Raw genomic sequence first — 2272 nt, 5'->3', positions numbered from 1 at the left:
TTGGCGCTCGCGGTTACTGCCAAGACTCCTGTTATTAACAATCCTACAGCTAAAAAAATCGATTTTTGCATGGTATCCTACGTTTATGCTATCTTAATAGTTATATTCATAAAAACACATAAAAAAGCTATCACTACCCATAAGTAACATTCTATAAGTAGCATCATTTAGGTTAAGTGCACAATTGCTGTTTTGCTATATTCACATAACGATAAGGATATTATTATGATCTCATCTGGTTTTAATGTATCTCGCCCTTATCTCAAATCTCTATTGGCTGGAGCACTCTTTGCGTCCCTTATCGTGACTGGCGGCTGTCAACTCTCAGCTGAGTCAAATATGGCGACGTCGTCAAATAATGCGTCCACAGACTCTGATATGAGCCAGCAAACCCTTATACAGCAAGCAATGCGCATTCAGCGGGCACTGGCTAATAACGACTATGCTAGAGTTGCTGATGATATCCATCCCACGCGTGGCGTGCGTTTTTCTATGTATGCCTACATTCAACCTGAGTCTGACAAAGTATTTAGCCGCGAGCAATACACGCAGTATCTTGATGAATCAAATGTGCGCTTCACTTGGGGTCAAAAAGACGGCACTGGCGATATATATGTCACGCCACTGCCAGATTACCTCAAAGACTGGGTAAAAGCGGACTATTTCAACGATCAATCAACGACTACCAATGCAACCGCTGCCGTAGGCAATAGCATTAACAACTTAGATCGTATATATCCAAACTCAGAGTACGTTGAGTTTTATAACCCTGGGGTCAATCCTGAATACGGCGGTCTGGACTGGCGCGCGCTACGGCTGGTGTTCGATGAGTATCAAGGCCGCCGCTACTTGGTCGCTGTCATAAGTGATCAATGGACGACGTAAGGTTTGATTTATATGCTAATTTTAATAAAAAGGGCATGGCGTCGATAGTGATACCCTGCCCTTTTTTATCGCTATAGAGTTATCCTGTGCTACAGATCTACCTTAAAAGGTCAGATTGGCATCTGTTTAAAGAATTTGACCATAATGTCATAAATATCAGGATAGGCATCAACCAGCTTTTGCGGGGTCTCAAAAAACACTTCGCTTAGCACCGCAAAGAATTCGGCAGGATTGGTCGCGCCATACCGATCGAGACCTGATTTGCGATGTTTTTGGAAGTCCTCAAAATCGCGGCTCATAATGGAAGTCCAGCGCTCAGGATCCATATCCGGCTGCATGGGCGGGAAGCCATTAGTGCGCCCATTTAACATATCGAGCTTATGTACAAACTCATGAATGACGACATTATGTCCATCGCGCTCGCCTGAATGCTTGGCATCTTTCCAAGACAGTATGACAGGCCCGCGTAGCCACGCCTCCCCGCTACGATGCTGCTGGCCCTCGTGCACGATGCCGGCCTCATCGACCGTTTTGGTGATACTTTTATACGAGCCTGCGTAAATGATGACCGATGACCAGCCTGCGTACCAGTCAAGACCCAGATTGAGAATCGGAAGGCAGGCTTGTAGCGCAATCGATTGCCTAACCTTATCGGTAATCTCAAAGCCCTGCGCGCCAGTGATAGACTTGTCTGCCAAAAATAACGTCGCCAGTTCAAATAGTCTTGCCAGCTCATCGTCGTCTAAACGATCAAGAATAACAACGAGCTGCGCCGCTTGCGCCCAGTCATCTTGGCTATATTTACTATTGTCTAATATACGCTGCTCACGCCACTCTTTTATCATCTCAAACATTTATATTATCCTTGCCTTATCGCTAATAGAGAAATTTTGCTTTTAAACTTAAATATTATTAGTACTAGTTTAATGGTAATGAAGTTAGAGTTTCAGAGTAATAGCAAGCAACTTAGCGCTATACTTATTGATCGCGCCCAAATAATACTGTCATCTGTGCCTGTGAGAGCCAAACAGTATCCGCGTCAAAGCGTACGTCAACTCTTGCTTGACCATCGATACTTTGATAACTCTCTATTTTATTGTGCAAACCTAAGTCATTACTATTTATCGTCATTACTATTTATCACTGTCATTGTTTGACGGTTATACTTTAAGATTGACTTAATAGTAGCACTTCAACTTGAGGTGTTCGTTTAAATATTGATATGCATAGCGCAGTATAGTGAACACTTAACAATAATAATCAAGGAGAAAATCATGCCAATAGTCAACGTACAAGAATTCCAAACCAATAAAGCCGATATTACTCAGTCGCGTATCATTGAAACGAGATGCCAGCCGATCACTGATGGCGAAGTACTGCTCAAGAT

General features: G+C 43.1%; 3 protein-coding genes. 1 reads left to right on the top strand and 2 read right to left on the bottom strand.

Features of this window, described 5'->3' with window-relative positions; all coding sequences use genetic code 11:
• Positions 1-225: 225 nt before the first annotated feature.
• The gene (locus ACTXGO_RS12695) at positions 226-885 is read left to right on the top strand and encodes a hypothetical protein (protein WP_435950989.1); all 660 of its coding nucleotides are present in this window, start codon (positions 226-228) and stop codon (positions 883-885) included.
• Positions 886-995: 110 nt separating this feature from the next.
• On the opposite strand, the gene ACTXGO_RS12690 is transcribed toward ACTXGO_RS12695, so the two are convergent.
• Both ACTXGO_RS12690 and ACTXGO_RS12685 read right to left on the bottom strand, forming a co-directional pair.
• A complete protein-coding gene (locus ACTXGO_RS12690) occupies positions 996-1739 on the bottom strand; it encodes a M90 family metallopeptidase (RefSeq protein ID WP_435950990.1) in 744 nt (247 codons plus the stop codon).
• Between the two features lie 124 nt (positions 1740-1863).
• Positions 1864-2016, bottom strand: coding sequence for a hypothetical protein (locus ACTXGO_RS12685; RefSeq protein ID WP_443543033.1), 153 nt, complete (start codon positions 2014-2016; stop codon positions 1864-1866).
• Positions 2017-2272 lie beyond the last annotated feature (256 nt).

The organism is Psychrobacter sp. T6-1, from assembly GCF_052258445.1.
Note: the sequence above shows the minus strand (reverse complement) of the source record. Positions and strands in the feature narration are given on the sequence as shown.